At 72.6% G+C, this 17,806-nt stretch carries 18 protein-coding genes and 2 pseudogenes; 7 read left to right on the top strand and 13 right to left on the bottom strand.

The features are described from left to right. Positions 1–60: 60 nt before the first annotated feature. A pseudogene (locus FHX44_RS44140) lies at positions 61–330 on the bottom strand (helix-turn-helix domain-containing protein); the annotation flags it as partial. A gap of 2 nt (positions 331–332) precedes the next feature. Here FHX44_RS44140 and FHX44_RS04425 point away from each other — a divergent pair. Then, positions 333–830: a hypothetical protein gene (locus FHX44_RS04425; protein WP_147254288.1), complete on the top strand. Its 498-nt coding sequence runs from the start codon at positions 333–335 to the stop codon at positions 828–830. Here FHX44_RS04425 and mtnK read toward each other — a convergent pair. The 5 genes from mtnK to mtnA are packed head-to-tail and all read right to left on the bottom strand — an operon-like array spanning position 814 to position 6,875. Continuing rightward, positions 814–2,076, bottom strand: a complete 1,263-nt coding sequence (gene mtnK / locus FHX44_RS04420; protein WP_147254287.1) for an S-methyl-5-thioribose kinase — start codon at positions 2,074–2,076, stop codon at positions 814–816. The two genes, FHX44_RS04425 and mtnK, sit on opposite strands and share 17 nt — an antisense overlap. An 8-nt stretch (positions 2,077–2,084) precedes the next feature. Further along, positions 2,085–3,152, bottom strand: coding sequence for an ABC transporter permease (locus FHX44_RS04415; protein WP_147254286.1), 1,068 nt, complete (start codon positions 3,150–3,152; stop codon positions 2,085–2,087). Continuing rightward, entirely contained in the window at positions 3,153–4,673 is a 1,521-nt protein-coding gene (locus FHX44_RS04410) for a sugar ABC transporter ATP-binding protein (RefSeq protein ID WP_147254285.1), read from the bottom strand. 10 nt (positions 4,674–4,683) lie between these two features. Continuing rightward, positions 4,684–5,802 (bottom strand): substrate-binding domain-containing protein, encoded by a 1,119-nt coding sequence (locus FHX44_RS04405; protein ID WP_147254284.1) that lies wholly within the window; start codon positions 5,800–5,802, stop codon positions 4,684–4,686. Between the two features lie 35 nt (positions 5,803–5,837). Beyond that, positions 5,838–6,875 (bottom strand): S-methyl-5-thioribose-1-phosphate isomerase, encoded by a 1,038-nt coding sequence (gene mtnA / locus FHX44_RS04400; RefSeq protein ID WP_147254283.1) that lies wholly within the window; start codon positions 6,873–6,875, stop codon positions 5,838–5,840. Between the two features lie 92 nt (positions 6,876–6,967). Here mtnA and FHX44_RS04395 point away from each other — a divergent pair, with 92 nt between their 5' ends. Next, positions 6,968–7,711 (top strand): GntR family transcriptional regulator, encoded by a 744-nt coding sequence (locus FHX44_RS04395; RefSeq protein ID WP_142097752.1) that lies wholly within the window; start codon positions 6,968–6,970, stop codon positions 7,709–7,711. A gap of 217 nt (positions 7,712–7,928) precedes the next feature. Here the strand turns inward: FHX44_RS04395 and FHX44_RS04390 are convergent, their stop codons facing one another. From FHX44_RS04390 to FHX44_RS04370, 5 genes and pseudogenes are all read right to left on the bottom strand, one after another. Further along, complete coding sequence (locus FHX44_RS04390) at positions 7,929–8,264, bottom strand: tetratricopeptide repeat protein (protein WP_212612322.1); 336 nt, start codon at positions 8,262–8,264, stop codon at positions 7,929–7,931. An 86-nt stretch (positions 8,265–8,350) separates the two neighbouring features. Beyond that, entirely contained in the window at positions 8,351–8,746 is a 396-nt protein-coding gene (locus FHX44_RS04385; RefSeq protein ID WP_147254282.1) for a GNAT family N-acetyltransferase, read from the bottom strand. Then, positions 8,647–8,910: pseudogene (locus FHX44_RS43110) on the bottom strand (pirin family protein); the annotation flags it as partial. The gene FHX44_RS04385 and the pseudogene FHX44_RS43110, both read right to left, overlap by 100 nt. Next, positions 8,907–9,617 carry an NADPH-dependent F420 reductase gene (locus FHX44_RS04375; protein WP_147254281.1) on the bottom strand — a complete coding sequence of 237 codons (711 nt, stop codon included), beginning with the start codon at positions 9,615–9,617 and terminating at the stop codon, positions 8,907–8,909. The gene FHX44_RS04375 and the pseudogene FHX44_RS43110, both read right to left, overlap by 4 nt. Then, complete coding sequence (locus tag FHX44_RS04370; protein WP_147254280.1) at positions 9,614–10,651, bottom strand: LLM class flavin-dependent oxidoreductase; 1,038 nt, start codon at positions 10,649–10,651, stop codon at positions 9,614–9,616. The genes FHX44_RS04375 and FHX44_RS04370 overlap by 4 nt, the downstream gene beginning before the upstream one ends. Before the next feature lie 229 nt (positions 10,652–10,880). Between FHX44_RS04370 and FHX44_RS04365 the strand changes: the two genes are divergently transcribed. From FHX44_RS04365 to FHX44_RS04350, 5 genes are all read left to right on the top strand, one after another. Continuing rightward, complete coding sequence (locus FHX44_RS04365) at positions 10,881–11,345, top strand: MarR family winged helix-turn-helix transcriptional regulator (protein ID WP_147254279.1); 465 nt, start codon at positions 10,881–10,883, stop codon at positions 11,343–11,345. 162 nt (positions 11,346–11,507) lie between these two features. Then, a complete protein-coding gene (locus FHX44_RS04360; protein ID WP_147254278.1) occupies positions 11,508–14,267 on the top strand; it encodes a helix-turn-helix transcriptional regulator in 2,760 nt (919 codons plus the stop codon). 265 nt (positions 14,268–14,532) lie between these two features. After that, positions 14,533–15,078 carry an NADPH-dependent F420 reductase gene (locus FHX44_RS04355; protein ID WP_147254277.1) on the top strand — a complete coding sequence of 182 codons (546 nt, stop codon included), beginning with the start codon at positions 14,533–14,535 and terminating at the stop codon, positions 15,076–15,078. Between the two features lie 14 nt (positions 15,079–15,092). Further along, positions 15,093–15,245, top strand: a complete 153-nt coding sequence (locus FHX44_RS41940) for a MoaF-related domain-containing protein (protein ID WP_170308768.1) — start codon at positions 15,093–15,095, stop codon at positions 15,243–15,245. Positions 15,246–15,298: 53 nt separating this feature from the next. Continuing rightward, complete coding sequence (locus FHX44_RS04350; RefSeq protein ID WP_147254276.1) at positions 15,299–16,549, top strand: glutaminase; 1,251 nt, start codon at positions 15,299–15,301, stop codon at positions 16,547–16,549. Here FHX44_RS04350 and FHX44_RS04345 read toward each other — a convergent pair whose 3' ends face one another. Beyond that, complete coding sequence (locus FHX44_RS04345; RefSeq protein WP_147254275.1) at positions 16,550–17,476, bottom strand: DUF5996 family protein; 927 nt, start codon at positions 17,474–17,476, stop codon at positions 16,550–16,552. Between the two features lie 186 nt (positions 17,477–17,662). Next, positions 17,663–17,794, bottom strand: a complete 132-nt coding sequence (locus FHX44_RS43745) for a hypothetical protein (protein WP_281287869.1) — start codon at positions 17,792–17,794, stop codon at positions 17,663–17,665. Positions 17,795–17,806: the final 12 nt, after the last annotated feature.

Here is a 17,806-nt window from a genome sequence, read left to right as displayed (position 1 = left end):
GTGCCGTACTGCACCCGTGCGGCCGGTGCCGGGCCCGGCGCTCGCGTCCGTGGTGAACCCGTCGAACCGCATCAATGCGATGACGTCCGGCATGCGCGGGATGCCCTTGCCGTTCTCGAGGCGGCTGACCTTCGATGCGGGGCAGTCCAGCTCGCGGGCCGCGTCGGCGAGCTGGAGGTCGGCCCGGCGCCGCTGACCGGGCGCTGTGCTGACCGGGTGCCTCGGCCGGAAGGACGAGCACCGGCGGACCGGTCGGACCTCCGGCCGATGTCCGTGCCCGGTGCGTCCGGGATGGTGCTCCGCGGAACACCGACCGCAGCCAGGGAGCACCCGTGCACACGATGATCGAGCTCGCCGACCGCCTGCACGCCGCCGCCCGTCGGGTGCGCGCCCTGGCGCGGTTCGCCTGGTGCGTGCGGGTGCTGCTCGCGGCCGCGTTCCTGCCCTCGGGGCTGACCAAGGTGCTCGGCATGCCGTTCACCCGGCTCGACCCGCAGACCTCGGACGTCGGCCGGCTGTTCCACGACCTCCAGCACGACTTCGGCGGGCTCTACCCGTTCATCGGGGCGTGCCAGTTGACCGCCGCCGTGCTGCTGCTCGTCCCGCGCACGGCGCTCGTGGGGGCGCTCGTGCACCTGCCGATCACCGCCGGCATCGTCGTGATCACGACGACCGTCGGCTTCCGGGGCACGTGGTTGATCGCGTCGCTGATGCTGCTCGGCGTGGTGTTCCTGCTCTGCTGGGACTGGCACCGGCTGCGGGCGCTGGTCGATCCCGACCTCGCGGTGCCCGCCGCGGCCGGGAGCCGACGGCTCAGCGGGTCGCGGTAGTGCGCAGCAGCTCGCCCGCGATCTCCTCCGCGCGCCGCGGCGCGGCGTCGGCCGGGTACTCGCGGACCCACCGGCGGGCCGTGCGCAGCACCCCGCGGGCGGCGCCCTCGCGCAGCGGTGGCGGCAGCGTCTCGACGTCGCTGGTCTTGGCCAGCCCGACGATGCGGCGGGTCATCTTCGCCGCGCCGAAGAGCCACGCCTCGCCGCGCCAGGTGGCGAGCAGGTGCTCGCGCAGGTCGGCGCGGAACATCCGCGGGTCGGCGAGCCCTCCGTCGGCACCGTCCTCCCACCGCGCGCGGAACGCCGACTCGAAGGCGTCCCAGGTGCGGGTGCACAGCCCGAGAGCCCAGGCGGCGCGGTCGTCGTCACCGAGGGCCGTGGCGCGGGCGGCGGCGATCACGTAGTTCGCCCACAGCGCGCCCAGGTCGAACGCCACGGGCCCGTAGAAGGCGAACTCCGAGTCGAACGCCTTCGCGGAGTCGACCGGGCCCTCGACCGCCCCGTCCGCCCCCCGCACCATCACCGAGCCGGTGTGCAGGTCGCCGTGCACCAGCGCCTCGGCGCGGGTCATGAACGCCCACTTCGCCCGGCCCATGGCCGCCACCATGTCCTGGTCGGCGGCGAGCTCCGCGGCGTCGGGCTCGTTGGCCGGCAGGACGCAGTTGCGGCCCGCGTCGACGTAGGGCTCGGTGAACACCAGGTCCTCGGTGATCAGGCACAGCTCCGGGTTGACGGCGGCGGCCAGTGTGGCGGCGCGTTCCCCGGCGTCCATGCCGAGCACCGACGTGCCGAAGGCGACGGCGGCGACGTAGCGGCCCATCGTCTCGGCGGCGCCGTCGTGGCGCAGCCCGTCGTTGAGCGCGGTGCGCCAGACCCGGTGGTCGGACAGGTCCTCCAGCGCGAGGACGTAGCGCTCGGCGTCGTAGTCGTAGAGCTCGGTCACGAGGCCGGGGGCGAGCTGCCCGTGCAGGCGCAGCGCCTCGGCCTCGTGGCGCGCCCGGTCCGGGGTGAGCCGCCAGCTCGGGCCGACCAGCCGCACGTAGGGCAGCGCCTGCTTGAGCACCAGGCCGCAGCCGGCGCCGTCCGTGAGCACGAACACGAGGTTGAGGTTGCCGTCGCCGATCTCGCGCACCGACCGGACGTTTTCGGCGTCGATGCGCCCGGCGAGCGCGGGGCGGGTCCGCACGTACGCGATGGCGGTGTCGGGCGTCAGGATCTCGTAGGGAGCGTCGATGCTGGTGGTCATGGGCAACCTCAGATGACGGCGGCGGGCGCGTAGCGGGAGCGGCGGCGCGACAGCGTGAACGAGAACAGCAGGGCGAGCAGCAGGACGATCCCCTTGACGATGTCCTGGCCGTAGTAGGGGAAGCCGGTGATCGTCAGGCCGGTGATGAGGATGCCCACGAGCACGGCGCCGAGGATGGTGCCCCACGCGTTGGGCCTGCCGAGCCCGAGCACCGAGGTGCCGACGAGCGCGACGGCCACGGCGTCGAGCAGCAGCGAGTTGCCGGCGCTGATGTCGCCCTGGCCGATCCGCGAGGACAGGATGAGCCCGCCGATCGCGGCGAACACGCCGGACAGGACGTAGGCGAGCGCCCGGTAGCGGCCCACCCGGACGCCGGCCAGCCGGGACGCCTCGGGGTTGGCGCCGACCGCGTACATGAGCCGGCCCCACCGGGTGCGGGTGAGGAAGAACCAGGTGGCGACGGCGAGCACGCCGACGATCAGCACGGGCAGCGGCACCGGGCCGACGAACGCGCGGTCGATCGCGAGGAAGTCGGGGGTGAACCGGCCTGGGGCCACACTCCCGTCGCGCAGCACCATCCCGGACGACACCGACTGCCCGTCGACGGGCACGAGCTTGAGGCCCATGACCACGAACATCGAGGCCAGCGTCGCGAGCAGGTCGGGGATCCGCAGCACGACGATGAGCAGCGCGTTCACCGCGCCGATCAGCGCCCCGGCGAGCAGCACCAGCGCGATCGCGATGCCGCCCACCTGCGCGTAGATGACCATCGTCATCGCCGAGATCGTGACGGACATGCCGGCGACGGCGCCGACGGACAGGTCGAGCCCGCCGACCACCATCGTGAGCGTCACCCCGAGCCCGACGACGGCCACCACGGAGGCGAACTTCAGCATCGAGAACAGCGTGCTCGGCTGCCGGAAGCTCTCCTCGGTGGCGGCGAAGAACACGAACAGCACCACCGTGATCGCGATGAAGCCGTAGCGGACGGCGAGCTCGCGCACGCCCGGCCGGGGCTCGGGCGGCGCTGCCGCCCCGGTCGCTCCCCGCACCGTCTCGGTCTTCGGCAGAACCACTCAGGCCACCTCATCCTCGTGGAGCGCCGCCATCTGCGCGACGATCCGGTCCCGGGTCACCTCGGCGGTGCGGGCGTCCAGCCGGGGCACGCCGTCGACCAGGACGACCACCCGGTCGGCCACCTCGAGCACCTCGTCGACGTCCGCGGCGAGCACGAGCGCGGCCGACCCCCCGGCGGCCAGCTCGCGCACCCGCCGGGACAGGTCGTGGCGGGCGCCGATGTCGATGCCGCGGAACGGCTCGTCGAGCACCATCACCTGCGGCTGCCCGCGCAGCCACCGCCCCACCACGACCTTCTGCTGGTTGCCGCCCGACAGGGCGTCCACCCGCTGGTCGGCCGACGACGCCACCACGTCGAACTGCTCGACGACGGCCCGGCCGTCGGCGCGCTCCCGCCCGCGCTGCACGACGCCGCGCGGCGAGAGCACGCGCAGGAACGGCAGCGAGGCGGTGCGAGCGATCGACCAGCCGGGCAGCATCGCCTGCGCCGCGCGGTCCTCGGGCACCAGGAAGACCTCGCGGGCGACGGCGTCCGCGGGGGAGCCGGGGGCGAAGGGCCGCCCGCGCAGCAGCATCGTGCCCTCCGGGAACGGCTGCGCACCGAAGATCCCGAGCGCGAGCTCGCTCTTGCCGGCCCCGAGCAGCCCGACCACCCCGGTGACCTCGCCGCCGCGCACCGCGAGGTCGAACGGCGCGCTGCGGTCGAACAACCGCACCCCGCTCAGCTCGAGCACCACCTCGTCGCCGCGGCGGTCGTTCGGCTCGGCGAGTTCGGCGGCCCCGCGCTCGCCGAGCATGTCGCGCACGGCGGCCGGCCAGTCGAACGGGCGCGCCTGCTCGGAGCGGATGCTCCCGTCCCGCAGCACGGCGATCCGGTCGGCGAGCCGGTCGATCTCGCCGATGCGGTGGGACACGTAGAGCACGGCGACGCCGCCGCGGCGCAGGTCGTCGACGACGCCGAAGAGCCGGTCGGTCTCCGCGGCCGACAGCGCCGAGGTCGGCTCGTCGAGCACGAGCAGCCGCGGCCGGCGCGAGAGCGCCCTGGCCAGCAGCACGAGCTGCTGGTCGGCGATGCCCAGCTCGTGCACGTCGCGGCGCAGCACCGCGTCGCTCCAGTCGAGCCCGAGCCCGGCCGCGACCTCCCGGGCCGCCGGCAGCAGGCGCCGCAGCGACCCGAGGGGCGGAAGCTCGCCCTGCGCGATCTGTTCGAACAGCAGGTTCTCCGCCACCGACAGCCCCGGCACCACGCCCTCGTCGATGCGCTGGTGCACGGTCTCGATCCCGAGACGCCGCGCGGCCAGCGGCCCGTCGGCGGTCACGAGCGGCGTGCCGGCCACGCTGATCGTCCCGTGCTGGAGCGGATGCACCCCGGCCAGCACCTTGATCAGCGTGGACTTGCCGGCGCCGTTGGCGCCCATCAGCGCGAGCACCTCGCCGGCGTCCCACCCGATGCTGACCCCGCGCAGCACCGGGTTGCCGCCGAACGCGTGCCGCACATCGTGCAGCTCGACCGTGCTCATCCCACGCCGCTCAGAACTCGACGACCGGGATCCAGTCGGCCGTGGCCACCTGGGTCATGTTCAGCTCCGGCAGCTGCTCGCGCAGCTGCGCGAGGTTGCGGACCTGCTTCTCGCGCAGGAAGTCCTGCGTGACCAGCGTGCCGGGGAACACGACCTCCTTGGTGCCCAGCTGGCCGGCCAGCTCCAGCGCCGTGGCCCGGACGACGGCCGCGCCGATCGCGTTCGGGTCGGTGGTGGCCGTGGCGACCCACGGGCTGCCCTCGGCCGTCATGACCTCGATGTCGGCGGTGGAGATGTCTACGCCGTAGACCTTGATCTCGCCCTCGCGCCCGTTCTGGCGCACCGCCGAGACCGTGCCCTTGGTCAGCTCGTCGTAGGGCGCGAAGATGCCCGCGATGCCCGGGCTGGCCTTGAGCGCCGCGTCCACCAGCTGCGCGTTGTCGGTGGCGACGGAGTTGGTGAACTCGCCCACGAAGAACCGCTGGTCCCAGCCGTTCTGCTGGCGGATCTGCTCCCAGACCGCGTGCCGGCGGTCCAGCGGGGCGATGCCGAGCACGTTGACGTAGCCGACGGGCTTGCCCTGGCCGAGGTCCTCGGTCATCTTGCCGAGGATCAGCGACGCCAGGTTGGCGTCGTCCTGCGCGGTCTCCACCGCGTCCGGGGCGCAGGCGCTGATCTCCACGTCGTAGATCACGACCGGGAGGCCGGCCGCGAGCCCGTCGTTGATCAGCGGGCACATCGTGTCCGACTGGCCGTGGTCGACGATGATCGCCTGCACCCCGGACCCGATCGCGGTCTGCATGTCGGTGGCCTGTCGGGCGTTGTCGGCCTGGGCGTCGTAGACCTGCAGCTCGATGCCGAGCGCGGCCGCCTGCTGGCGGGCCCCGTTCGTCCACTGCTGGAAGTAGTCGCCCGCCCCGCTGTTCTGCACGAGGGCCACCCGCACCGGCTCGTCGCCCGCGAACGGGGCCGGCTGCGCGCCGGTGGCCTCCTGCACGGTTGCGGTCTCCGGCGCCGCGGCCTGCGGCCCGCCCGGACCGAGGTCCTGGGAGCAGCCGGCGAGCAGCAGGACCGGGCCCAGCAGCGCGGCCGACAGGCGGGCGCGCGGCGGAAGTGTCGTCGTCGACATCTTCTGGACAGCTCCTTCGGGGCGAGAGCGGGCTTCTACGCGGGTTGGTGGACCGCCCGCATGTCGGGGCGAACCTTGGGCTCCACGACGCCGCGCTCCGTGGTGACGGCGTCGATCAGGCGGGCCGGTGTCACGTCGAACGCCGGGTTGAACGCGCGGCTCCCGGCGGGGGCCGTCGCCACCCCGCTCCAGGAGACGACCTCCGCCGCGTCGCGCTCCTCGATGACGATGCCGGCGCCGTCGGGCGTCGCGAGGTCGACGGTGGACCACGGCGCGGCGACGACGAACGGGACGCCCGCGTCGGCGCAGGCCAGCGCGAGGCCGACGGATCCGACCTTGTTGGCGGTGTCGCCGTTGGCGGCGATCCGGTCGGCCCCGATCACGACAGCGTCCACGAGGCCGCGCAGGATCGCGCCGGGTGCGGCGCTGTCGACCTGCACGACGTGGTCGATGCCGTCGGCCTGCAGCTCCCAGGCGGTGAGCCGGGAGCCCTGCATCAGCGGGCGCGTCTCGTCGACGTGCACGATCTCCAGCAGGCCGCGGGCCTGCAGCTCGCGGACGACGCCGAGCGCCGTGCCCCAAGCGACCGTGGCCAGGGAACCGGTGTTGCAGTGGGTCAGCACCCGCAGCGGCCGGCGGGGGCAGCGCTCGAGCAGCCAGTCGGCGCCCAGCTGCGACAGCCGCCGGTTCGCGGTCTCGTCCTCGGCCAGCACCCGCCGGGCCTCGGCCAGCGCGGCCGCGTGCCCCTGCGGGACGAGCGGCAGCATCCGGTCGACCGCCCACGCGAGGTTGACCGCGGTGGGCCGGGCCGCGCGGAGGCGGCCGATCTCCTCGTGCAGCCGGGCGTCGTCCCAGCCCTCGCGGGCACCCTGCGCCATCGCGACGACCACGCCGAGGGCCCCGACCGCGCCGAGCGCGGGGGCGCCGCGGACGGCGAGGCGGCGGATCGCGTCGATCAGGGTCTCGACGTCGGCGGCCTCGAGATAGGCCTCGGTGTCGGGCAGCCGGGTCTGGTCGAGCAGGCGGACGGCCGGGACCGCTCCGTCGAGCCACTCCACCGCGCGGACCGCCACGAGACCTCCAGGATCTGTCAGTCGTCCTACGACTCGCCGGCCCCGGACGCTAGGGAGTTGTAGGACGACTGTCAACAGTTACGCTGTTCGTCATGTCTCTGGGGCCCGTGTCGACCTCGCTCGGTTCCCGCACCTCACTGGCCCGCCGGCTCGCCGAGGACGTGCGGTCCCGGATCATGTCCGGGGAGTACGCGCCGGGCGAGCGGCTGCCCAGCGAGGCCGAGCTGGTGCGCCACTACGAGGTCTCGCGGGTCACCGTGCGCACGGCGCTGCGCACGCTCGAGGCCCAGGGCCTGGTCGACGTGCGACACGGGTCGGGCTCGTTCGTCAGCGACTTCGGGGCCGGCATCCGCGCCGGCCTGCAGGAGCTGCGCTCGATCAGCGACACGATCCGCGAGATGGGCCACGAACCGGGGATGGAGCGGCACGCGATGCAGCGGCGGCCGGCCACCGCCACGGAGGCCGCGAAGCTCGGCGTCGACGTGGGCACCGAGGTGCTCGCCGTCGAGCGGATGATCCTCGCCGACGGGCAGGCGGTGGCGTTCTCCTACGACGTGGTCCCGGTCGCCGGGTTCTCGCCGGCGCTCGTGGACCAGCTCGGCACCGGCAGCCTGTTCGCCACGCTGCACGAGGCGGGCCTGATGCCGGCCCGCGCGCTCGCCGAGGTGCACGCGATCAGCGACGAGTCGATCGGGTGGGGCCCGCAGAAACCGGTGCCCGGGCTGTACGTCCTGCTCGACCAGGTGCACTTCAGCCGGCGGGGGAGCGCGGTCGCCTACAGCCGCACCTACTTCGTCGAGGGCCGGTTCCAGTTCGTGGTGCTGCGCACCAACTGAGAAGACACCGGTGGCGGGAGCGGTGCGCCGCGGCCCGACCCCGTGTGGATGGTGCGTGTGTCCGAGGGGGGAGTTGCGCACTGACCACACCGCTCACGTTGAGCTGACTGACCGTGATCCGCTGTCCTGATCTGAGGACGTTCGTATCGATGTTTTGCTGCATGGCGGTGCCTGGGCAGTTGTTGGACACCGTCACGCAGAGGTCCCGCGGAAGAGGTCAGTCGACCGGTTCCCGGAACTCGGGACGCGGGTCCAGTGCCGCCGCCACGCGGAAGTGGACCTCGGCCTCGTCGTGCCGGCTGCGCCGCTGCAGCGTCCGGCCCAGCGCAAAGCGGGCGTAGGCATCGGTCGGCGCCATCTCCACCACGCGCTCGAACGCGTCCTGAGCTCGGGCCAGCTGGGCGGAGTGGTAGTAGGCACGCCCCAGCAGCAGCTGCCCGCCCGCGTGCGTCCGAAGCTCGTCGGCCAGCGGTTCGAGCAGGCGCAGTGCCTCCAGCGGGTCACCGGCCTCGAGGTGCACCTCGGCGAGCCGGTAGCGCTCCGTATCCTGCATCGTGTCCTCCTTCGTCCTCGATCCGATCGGCGCTCGGTCGACCACCGGTGGGAAGCGCCGGGACGGACGTTGCTGGGTGGTTCCGGCTACCGGCCTGCGGCCAGCCACGTCAGGACGTCGCGGTCCACCGGATCGGTGATGTCGGTGAGCCCGTCGTGCTTCGCGAGGTAGCGAGCCACGGCCGGGCAGACCGGAACGATGCGCTTGCCTTCCTCACGAGTGTGGGTCAGGGCTCGTTCGATGAGCACGGAGCTCAAGCCCTTGCCCTGGAACGCCTCGCTGATTTCGGTGTGGATGAAGACCCGTTGTGCGTCCCGGTCGCGGAACTCGGTGAATCCGGCGGGCGCGCCGTCGACCCGGATCTGGTAGCGGTTGTCGGCTGCCAGGTCGCGGTCTGCAGGCCGGTGTGCGGGTGCGGGGGCACGTCCATACCCCCGCTGCGGTCGACCGTGGTGGGTCCGTAATGGTCGGCGAAGCACCATGCGCCGATCAGCGATCGCTTGCGCTGCGGCAGCGTGCGCCGGACCGTCATCGCCCGAGGGCCACCGAGCGGCACCTCCCGTGCGGGCAGGACCTCGACCGCTCCGGTGCCGGGCGCGCCGCCAGCGCAGGTGAGCTCGACCGGGACCGTTTCGGTGTTGCTCATGTGCTGGTCCCGAAGGCGTGTTCCTCGGACCCGGCCGAGCGCGCTCGCGCGACGGTACGGCCGCGCGGGGAGCCCGGGAAACGCTCGAGCATGGCGCGGACCTCGTCGGCGTCGGCGTTCGCACCGAACAGCTCGGCGCCGGGCTCGAAGCGGACGCCCTCGGCGAGCGGGCCTGCGACGACGGGGTCGAAGCCGAGCGCATCGACGAGTTGGCCGACAGCGGCGACGTCGGCGGCATCATCGCCTGCGATGGCGAGCGCTTTGCGTCCGGGCGCTGCGGCGGGGCGGGCTTCGTCCTCGAGGTCGTGGTAGCCCATGTGGTTGAACGCCTTGACCACACGGGCTTCGGGCAGGGAGGCCTGCACGATCTCGCTGGAGGAGGTGCGCGGGTCGGTGAGGTCGTCGCGGATGCCGTCGGTCTCCCACCAGTAGTTCATCGCATCGACGACGAGCTTGCCGCGCAGCGCGTCGGCGGGGATGGTGCGGTGCTTGCCGAGGGGGAGGGCGAGGACGACGACGTCGGCCTGCTCGGCCGCCTCGGCGGCGGTCGTGGCGGTCGCGCCGGGCGTGACGACCTCGACGATGAGCGCGATCTTCGCCGGGTCGCCGGAGCCGGCGACGAGCACGCGGTAGCCCGCGGCGACGGCGAGCCGGGCGAGCACGGTGCCGACCTTGCCGGCACCCAGGATCGCGATGGTGGTGTTCACGTCGTCTCCGCGAGGATGTCGCGGACCATCGGGATGACCTTGCTGCCGTAGAGCTCGACGGCCCGCAGGCGGGCGCTCATCGGTTGCGAGCCGCTGGTGTAGACCAGGTCGAACCGGCCGACGCCGAGTGTGCGGACGGTACGGGCGATCTTGCGGGCGACGGTCTCCGGGGAGCCGACGTACAACGAGCCGTGCTCGACATCGGCGTCGTACTCCTCCCGCCGCAGCGGTGGCCAGCCGCGCTGGGCGCCGATGCGGTCGCGGATGACCTTGTAGCGGGTGTAGTGGATCTGCTTGGCCTCGTCGTCGGTGTCGGCGATGAAGCCGGGTGAGTGCATGCCGACCGGCCATGCGGTGGTGCCGAGCCGGTCGGTGGCGCGCTGGTAGAGCCCGATGAGCGGGGTGAACCGCTCGGGCGGGCCGCCGATGATGGCGAGCATGAGCGGCAGGCCGTAGCGGGCGGTGCGGATGATCGACTGCGGTGAACCGCCGACGCCGACCCAGGTGGTCAGGCGTCCGGAGTCGGTCTTGGGGTACACGTCGGCGTGCTCGAGCGGGGCGCGCACGGTGCCGGTCCACGTGACCGGCTTCTCGTCGAGGAGCTGGACGAACAGCTCGAGCTTCTCCTCGAAGAGCACCTCGTAGTCGGCGAGGTCGTAGCCGAACAGGGGGAACGACTCGGTGAACGAGCCGCGCCCGAGGATCACCTCGGCGCGGCCCGACGAGATCGCGTCGAGCGTGGAGAAGCGCTGGAAGACGCGCACGGGGTCGTCGGAGCTGAGCACGGTGACGCCGGAGCCGAGGCGGATGCGGGAGGTGCGGGCGGCGATGCCGGCGAGCACGGTCTCGGGTGTGGAGATCGCGTACTCGGGTCGGTGGTGCTCGCCGAGCGAGATGGCGTCGACGCCGAGTTCGTCGGCGAGGGTCGCCTCGGTGACGACCTGGCGTATCGCCTCGGCGTGGGAGGCGGGGGCGCCGGAGTCGTCTTCGGGCACGTCACCGAAGGTGCCGAGGCCGAGCGCGAGGTCGCTCATCGGATTGCTCCTGGATGTCAAGGGAACTTGAGCCTTCAAGTGTTGCCGAGAATGGATGACGCGTCAACAAGATGTGCCGCTGTCCTGTTCCCTCGGGCGGCTACGCGCGGGTGCTGGTGGTGGGGGTGGGGCAGATCTCCGTCCGGAGACCGGCGATGATCAGCTTCTTGCGCCCGGTCGCCTTGGCGGAATTTAGATGACGCGTCAACATCGCTGATAGGCTCGGCGCATGGGTGAGGCGCGCTGGCTCGACGAGCGGGAGGCTCGTGCGTGGCGCGGGATGATCGGCGTGCTGCAGCGGCTGACCGCAGTGCTGGAACGCCAGCTGGTCCAGGATGCGGGGCTGTCCGGGGCGGAGTACACCCTGTTGGTGCCGCTGTCGGAGGCTCCGGGCGGGGTGTTGCGGGCGCGTGACCTCGGCCGGATGGTCGGCTGGGAGCGCAGCCGGGTCTCCCACCAGGTCACGCGGATGGAGAAGCGCGGCCTGGTCGCCCGTGAGGAGTGCGGCGAGGACGCGCGCGGGTCGATGGTCCGGCTCACCGACGCAGGCCGGACGGCCATCGTCGCCGTCGCTCCGGCGCACGTCGCCGCCGTCCGGCGGCACTTCATCGGCGTGCTCACCGACGCCGAGCTCGACGTCATCGGACCCGCGCTCGAACGGGTCCTCGACCGGCTCCCCGGCAACGACGGATGACACCGGCTCCCGGCCGCGCGGAGGGCTCACGGGATCGAGTGTCGGGCGCCGCGGCCCTCACCGGATCGGCCGGTCGATCGGTCGCCCGCGATGGGGCAGATCGGGCTATAGCCTCGAAACGGCCGCACCACAGCGGCCGGGCGGGACGTTCTGGGGTGGGACATGGAGCTGTTCGGGCGGCGCGCCGAGACGGCAGCCCTCGACGGGCTGCTGGATCGGGCGGCGGGCGGCGCGGGTTCCGCGCTCGTGCTGTGGGGTGAGCCGGGTATCGGCAAGACCGCCCTGCTCGAGTACGCCGTCGCGGCGGCGTCCGACGCCATCGTGCTCCGGTGCCGGGGCACCCGGATGGAGTCGGGGCTCGCCTTCGCGGCGCTGCACGAGCTGCTGTGGCCGGTGGTGGACCGGGTGGAGACGCTCGCCGCCCCGCAGGCCGCGGCGTTGCGCGGCGCGCTGGGGATGAGCCGGGATGCGACCAACCGGTTCCTCATCGGTGCAGCCGTGCTGTCACTGGTCTCCGGTCTGGCCCGGGAACGTCCGGTGCTCGTCGTGGTGGACGACGCCCAATGGGTCGACGAGGCGACCGCGCACTGCCTGGGCTTCCTCGCGCGACGAGTGGCGACGGACCCGGTCGTGGTGCTGCTGACCGGGCACGAGGATCCCGCCTCGGGACCGTGGGAGGGATTGCCGGCGCGCGAGATCGTGGGCCTGGCCGACGTCGACGCGCGCAGGCTGGTCGACGCTGTCGTGCCGGACGCCGGCGAGGCGCTGGTCGACCACACGGTCCGGGCGGCGGGGGGCAACCCGTTGGCGCTGCACGAGCTGCCCACCCTCGATCGCGAGACCGAGGGCGATGCGCCCCTCCTGCCGTCCGGGGGACCGGTGCCGGTCGGGCCACGGTTGCGGCGGGCGTTCTGCGTGCGGGTCGAGGCCCTGAAGCCGTCGACCCGGGCGTTGCTGCTGCTGGCCGCCGCCGAGGACCGGGGCGACCGGCACGTCGTGCACCGTGCCGGGTCCGGATGGGGCGTTGACACGTCCAGCTGGGACGAGGCTCTGCGCTCCGGTCTGATCCGCGCCTCGGGGGCCCGGCTGGAGTTCCGGCACCCGCTGATCCGTGCGGCGGTCTACGACGGCGCCCCCTTCCTGGAGAGGCAGGCCGCGCACCGGGCGCTGGCCGCCGCCCTGCCGACGGATGCCACCGCGGAACGGGCCTGGCACCTGGCCGCCGCTGCCGACGGGGTGGACGAGGACGTCGCCGCGCTCCTGGAACGAGCGGCCGAGCAGTGCCTGCGACGCAGTGCGGGCCCGATGGCGGCTCGCACGCTGCGTCGGGCGGCGGAGCTCTCACCGACGCCGGCCGCGGCTGCGCGCCGGCTGGCCGCTGCCGCCCGCGCCGCGTGGGCCGCCGGTGACGCCGAGGCAGCGCGGCAGCTGCTCGAGGACGCCGAGCGCCTGTGCGGTGAGCCTGCCGTCGCGCGGATGAGCGGCGGGTTGCGCGGGATCCTCGAGTTCGCCTACGGCATGCCCGAGCGGGCCCACCGCTACCTGGTCTGCGACATGGCCGTGGTCCCCGAGACCCGCCGCGCGGTGGAGCTGGGCACGGTGGCGGTCCGCGCCGCGTGGTCGGCCGGTCGGCCCGACCTCCAGCAGGAGGCGCTGCAGCAGGTGCGGGCCGTGGACACCGACGGTGACCCCACCCTGTCGGAGCTGATGCCCGTGCTGCGGAACTGGTGGTCCTGCTACGACGAGACCGGCGAGGTCACCCCGACCCCCCTGGACATGGCCAGCGACACGGTCGGTCGCCTCGGTACCGCGGCGTGGGAGCTGCTCCCGCCCGTGCCGTTGGTCCAGGCCTGGGGCATCGAGGGTGGGCTGCTCGACGTGCTGCGCGTGCAGGCCGCACAGCTGCGGCGTCGGCACGAGCTCGCCGCACTGGCAGTGGTGCTCTCCCAGACCGCGGTCCTCGACCTCGCTGCGGGCCGGTGGGATGCGGCCGAGGCCGCGGCCGCCGAGGGGCTGCTGCTCGCCGAGGAGGTCGGGGCGGATCACGTGGCGACGCAGTGCCACTCGTCCCTCGGGTCGTTGGTCGCCGCGCGAGGTGACGGCCGCGCCGTCGCCGAGCACACCACCCACGTCCTGCAGATCTCGGTTCCGCGCGGGGTGCGCGCGCTGAGCGCATCGGCGTACTGGCACCGCGGACGGGCGGCGTTGTTCGACGGTCGTCCCCAGGACGCGTTGATCGACCTGCTGTGTCTCGCCGAGCCCGGCCACGAGTGCGCTCACCCCACCTTCGCGCTGTTCGCCGCCGTGGACACCGCCGAGGCGGCGGTGCAGGTCGGGAACGCCGACGTCGCCGAGGCTCAGGTCGTCCTGGTGGAGGACTGGGCGCAGCGCACGGGCGCGACCTGGGCCCGCACGGCCTGCCACCGCCTGCGCGCCCTCGTCCACAGCGGATCGGCGGCCGAGGCCTCGTTCCGAGCCGCCCTCGACGTCGCGGGGGCGGGCGGGCAGCCGTTCGAGTTCGCCCGCACCCGGCTGCTGTACGGGGAGTGGCTGCGGCGGGCCCGCCGCCGGGCCGATGCCCGGCTCCAGCTCGCCGCGGCAGCCGAGATCTTCGAACGCCTCGGTGCGGAACCGCTGCGAGTGCGGGCGTTGCGCGAGCAGGCCCTGACCGAACGGCCCACCGCCCCCCGCGTGCCCGATGCTGCGACCGCAGCCGGGCTGACCGCGCAGGAGCTGCGGGTCGCGCGGCTGGCCGCGGACGGCCTGACCAATCGGGCGATCGCGGCACAGTTGTTGATCAGTCCGCGCACGGTCGGCCACCACCTGGCCAACGTCTACCCCAAGTTGGGCATCACCTCCCGTGCCGAGCTGGCCCGGATCGACTTCGCGGGGGGCCTACGGCTCAGCGCGGCCGGTGACTGAGCCTGCCGTGTACCGATGACCGATTGCGCGCCCGATTCGGACGGACCCGGATTCGCGTAGCGTTCCCGCGAGCCCCCCGGGATGCCGGCCCGAGTGTCGGCATGCAGCTCGGACGACAAGGGGAGCCGCTGCTGTGACCGATCCTGATCGACTCCGTCACGCCCGCCAGCTCGGCGAGTTCCCGGAGATCCAGCACCTCGTCTACCCGGAACGGCGTGGTCGACCGACACGACCACTCCCCGTTCCGAGCGAGAAAGGAACATGTGTGAAGATCACCGTTCTGGGCCGAGGCAACGTCGGAGGTGGCCTCGCCGCGCTGTGGACCGCGGCCGGGCACACCGTCACCGCTCTGGGCCGCGACGGCGGCGACGGCACCGACGCCGATGTCCTCGTGGTCGCCGTCCCCGGCGACAGCGTCGCCGACGCACTCGCCCGGGTCACCGGCATCGCCGGCAAACCTGCCGTCGACGCCACCAACGTCTACGGCCCCCGCGACCCCGGCCACGAGTCCAACGCGCACCTCGTCCGGTCCCTCACGGGCGGCCCGGTGGCGAAGTCGTTCAGCGCCAACTTCGCCTCGGAGTACTCCAAGCTGGCGGCGCAGGCGACACCCCCGGGCAACCTGGTCGCTGCGGAGCCGGAGATCCGCGAGCTCGTCGACCGGCTCAACCGGGACGCCGGGTTCGAGCCGATCCACGTCGGCGGGCTGGAGATGGCCCGCCAGATCGAGGACATCGGCCCGCTGCTGATCGGGATCGCCCAGAACGGTATCGGCCCGTACTTCTACCGGGTGTCACCGACCGCCGCGTAGGGAGAAGTCCAGTCATGGCAGCTCAGCTCGTCGGCAAGACTTTCGCGGCGAACCTCGGCCAGTTGCAGGCGCGGTTGACCTACGAATCTGACACGCGAATGACGTTCGTGGTGACCAGCGGCGCCGGGATGACGACCGACGGTCACAGCGGCAACCCGATGGTCTGACCGGGCCACCGGCTGCGACGTCGCCGTTCGACGAGATCGGAAACGAGACGCACGTGCGAAACCCCGTTCCCGACTACCTGCACGAGATCCTCGACAGCCTGCGCGACGACCGGGCGGGCGCCGTGGCCGACTACATCCCGCAGCTCGCCGACGCCGACCCGAACGTTCTGGGCGTCGCGCTGACGATCCCGAACGGGCGGACCTACTCGGTGGGCGACGACCGAGTCGAGTTCTCGATCCAGTCGATCTCGAAACCCTTCGCCTATGCGGCGGCGCTGATCGACCGCGGCGCCGACGCCGTCGATGCGACCGTGGGTGTTGAACCCTCCGGTGAGGCGTTCGACGAACTGTCGTTGGAAGGCGACACACATCGCCCGAAGAACCCGATGATCAATGCCGGTGCGCTCGCAGTCCACCACCTCCTGGCCGGCGACGACGCGACGACCCAGGACCGTGTGACCCGCATCGTCGAGTTCCTCTCCGAGCTCGCCGGCCGCGTCCTGACCGTGGACGAGGAGGTCTACCGCTCCGAAATCGAGACCGCCGACCGCAACCTCGCGATCGTGCACATGCTGCGCAACTACGGTGTCATCGCCGACACGGCACAGTCCGTCGTGGACGGCTACACACGACAATGCGCTGTGCGGGTCACCGTCCGGGACCTCGCCGTCATGGGCGCGACACTGGCCAACGCCGGCGTCCAGCCCGTCACCGGGAACCGGGTCGTTCCCCCCGCCGTCGCGCGCCGGACGCTGGCGGTGATGGCTGGCTGCGGTATGTACGACGCCGCCGGCGACTGGCTGGTCCGGGTCGGCATTCCCGCCAAGAGTGGCGTGGCCGGCGGCCTGATGGGAGCACTGCCGGGGGAGCTCGGCCTCGGCACGGTCTCGCCCCGCCTGGACACGCACGGAAACAGCGTGCGTGGAGTCGCGATCTGCGAACGTCTGTCCCGCGACATGGGGATGCACCTGATGGAAGCCGAACCCCACGGGATCACCGCCGTCCGCGGGGCCACGGTCGAGGGCGATACCACCGTCTACGAGATCCAGGGAGTGATCCACTTCCCCGGCGCTGAGGCGATCCTCGATCGTCTGTCTGGCGATGCGATCAGCACCTCCACAGTGACGCTGGACCTCACACGCGTCGATCGATTCAGCGACGTCGGCCGCCGCATGATCCTCGAAGCACTGCGCCGCCTGACACTCGACGGCCACACCACCACACTCGTCGACCCCGACACCGTCCTTCCCGATCCGGACCTCGGCGACGGCAGACGCCCGGTGGTGCACACATCGCTGTGGTGATCACGCCAACCGGAAGGGGTCGTCCTCCAGCGCGGAGCGGTCCCAGCGTCCGCGGTCCGCGGCGGCTTCGTATGTGGTGTGGAGGAACTCCGCGACCGCGCGGTCGGGGTCGGGTGCGGCGCGCGCGACCTCGTAGGGCAGCAGGAACTGCTGGAACTCGGTGCTGAAGTACGCGCCTTCGGGGCCAATCGGTTGATCGGCGAACCCGTCGGGCTCGGGGTAGGCGTAGGAGTAGAAGGCGCCTTCCTCGCCGCCGCCGGGCCAGAACCCGCAGCTGGACAGTTCCCGGGAGTAGCCCTCGACCATGACCCAGTCCCCGCAGTTGGGCACTCCGCCGGGGTGCGGCGGAGCGGACCGCCCGGAGAAGCGGGTGCAGGCGAGGTCCATGCCTCCCCAGAAGAAGTGCACGGGGCTGACCTTGCCGACGAAGTGCGACCGGAACTCGCCGATCAGGCGGTTCGCCTGCAGCAGCTGCCGCCAGAAAAGGGCGGCCGCCTCGCCGTCGTAGGAGGCGTGGACGTGGTCCTCGGCGAAGGGGATCGCCGGGTCGACCTCGTTGGGGTGCGGTCGGATCGGTGCTTCGATCCCGAGCTGGTCGAGCATGTCCAGGATCCGGGTGTAGAACTCGGCGACCGGCATCGGCCGGAGCGGGAGGCTCCGCACGCCGCCGTTGCTGCTGCGGACCTCGAGCCGGTGGCCGAGGAAGTCGAACTCGATCTCGAAGGCGCCGGTGCGGTGCGGGATGGTCGACGTCGTCAGCCCGCGCGGGCTGACGTACAGGGTCACCTGCCACCAGTGGTTGAGCAGCGGGGCGTGGGCCATGCGGATCTTGCCCACGATCTGGGTCCACATGTGCAGGGTGTCGCGGGTGGGGGTCCAGTCCGAGACCCGCAGGCTGGGCCAGCTCGTCGTCGACGGTGTTGTCATCGGTCGTCACGTCCTTCGTGGCACCACGCGGTGGTGGCGGCTGTCGTGCGTCGCGGCAACGCAGGGTCCCGACGCGCAGCGTCACGACGCTTCGTAGCGTCGAGTTGTCCCCCGTGATGCGGGGGTGGGGCATCCGGGCGGCCGTGCCGGCCCAGCATGCAGACCAGGGACGAGGTCACCCCGTGGTCACCACAGCAGAACCTGGGAGCCGCGCTCGCCGACGACGAGCGCATCGCCATCGAGCTCAGTGCCGTTCCGTCCGAGCGCGATGTCGAGGACGGTGGCCAGCGATCTCGACGGGCGCGAACGGGCCGTCACCTCCGTAGGAGC

Source organism: Pseudonocardia hierapolitana (assembly GCF_007994075.1).
Classification (GTDB): domain Bacteria; phylum Actinomycetota; class Actinomycetes; order Mycobacteriales; family Pseudonocardiaceae; genus Pseudonocardia; species Pseudonocardia hierapolitana.
Note: the sequence above shows the minus strand (reverse complement) of the source record. Positions and strands in the feature narration are given on the sequence as shown.

What these genes read in the sequence shown, in the direction of transcription:
- FHX44_RS04365 (WP_147254279.1), top strand. Translation starts at nt 10,881, where the DNA reads ATGGGTGAGGCGCGCTGGCTCGACGAGCGGGAGGCTCGTGCGTGGCGC.
- FHX44_RS04395 (WP_142097752.1), top strand. Translation starts at nt 6,968, where the DNA reads ATGTCTCTGGGGCCCGTGTCGACCTCGCTCGGTTCCCGCACCTCACTG.
- FHX44_RS04360 (WP_147254278.1), top strand. Translation starts at nt 11,508, where the DNA reads ATGGAGCTGTTCGGGCGGCGCGCCGAGACGGCAGCCCTCGACGGGCTG.
- FHX44_RS04345 (WP_147254275.1), bottom strand. Translation starts at nt 17,476, where the DNA reads ATGACAACACCGTCGACGACGAGCTGGCCCAGCCTGCGGGTCTCGGAC.
- FHX44_RS04410 (WP_147254285.1), bottom strand. Translation starts at nt 4,673, where the DNA reads ATGAGCACGGTCGAGCTGCACGATGTGCGGCACGCGTTCGGCGGCAAC.
- FHX44_RS04370 (WP_147254280.1), bottom strand. Translation starts at nt 10,651, where the DNA reads ATGAGCGACCTCGCGCTCGGCCTCGGCACCTTCGGTGACGTGCCCGAA.
- FHX44_RS04405 (WP_147254284.1), bottom strand. Translation starts at nt 5,802, where the DNA reads ATGTCGACGACGACACTTCCGCCGCGCGCCCGCCTGTCGGCCGCGCTG.
- FHX44_RS04385 (WP_147254282.1), bottom strand. Translation starts at nt 8,746, where the DNA reads ATGGTGCTTCGCCGACCATTACGGACCCACCACGGTCGACCGCAGCGG.
- mtnK (WP_147254287.1), bottom strand. Translation starts at nt 2,076, where the DNA reads ATGACCACCAGCATCGACGCTCCCTACGAGATCCTGACGCCCGACACC.
- FHX44_RS41940 (WP_170308768.1), top strand. Translation starts at nt 15,093, where the DNA reads ATGGCAGCTCAGCTCGTCGGCAAGACTTTCGCGGCGAACCTCGGCCAG.
- FHX44_RS04390 (WP_212612322.1), bottom strand. Translation starts at nt 8,264, where the DNA reads ATGCAGGATACGGAGCGCTACCGGCTCGCCGAGGTGCACCTCGAGGCC.